The sequence below is a fragment of the Synechococcus sp. BA-120 BA3 genome (assembly GCF_034931285.1).
Classification (GTDB): domain Bacteria; phylum Cyanobacteriota; class Cyanobacteriia; order PCC-6307; family Cyanobiaceae; genus Cyanobium.
Map to the genome: position 1 here is coordinate 1 of NZ_JAYGHZ010000503.1, position 735 is coordinate 735.

General features: G+C 51.7%; 1 protein-coding gene. It reads right to left on the minus strand.

The window, feature by feature from the left end:
• Positions 1–133 precede the first annotated feature (133 nt).
• Positions 134–616 (minus strand): MSMEG_0572/Sll0783 family nitrogen starvation response protein, encoded by a 483-nt coding sequence (locus VB737_RS17170; RefSeq protein WP_105029808.1) that lies wholly within the window; start codon positions 614–616, stop codon positions 134–136.
• Positions 617–735: the final 119 nt, after the last annotated feature.

Consider the following 735-nt stretch of genomic DNA (forward strand, 5'->3'; position numbering starts at 1 on the left):
GTTTGGGCCGGGTCCTGAAGATCAGGTGCGATCTGCGCCGCTGCTGCGCGAATTATTCTGGGCTGGGTCATGCACGTATACTCCACTTCAACTGCCATCAAGTGGGGCGCCGGTGGGCGACCCCACTGCGCGTTTATAACGTCCAGGTGTCAATAATCACGGCACTGTCACGTTTGTGAATCAGCACCAGGTCCATCACATCCAGGGGGTTGATGGGTCGAATTCCCTCAATCAGGGAAGGCTCTCCGTGGCCATAAAGCGCCTGCAACGCAAAACGGCACGCGTACACTTTGCCGCCTTCACCCATGAATTTCTTGATTTGATTGTTGAAATTCAAATGACCAGGAAACGCCTCATTGCCCAAGGTGGGGAATCCACGCTGCACACCCAAAGTAACGCCGGGGCCATACAGCAGCACCGAGGTCTCGAAGCCTTTGCGCTGCAATCGTGTAGCCTGCAACAGATTCACAAAACCAATCGAACCTTCAAACGCCACTGTGTGAAAAGTCACCAGCGCTTTTTGACCTGGCTCGGCCTTCACATCCTCAAATACTTTTTCTTCATAATCGACAAAATAATCGCCATCAACATGAGCGGGGTGATTTACTTTAGGCATTTCATGATCTCCAGAGTCATCAACAAATGGGCACCGTGAAAGTGAATTGCACTGTGCCGGCGCACGCTCACAGAGTCGCAATGCCTGTACCAATTCAAGCTCTCCAAATCCAATCAATG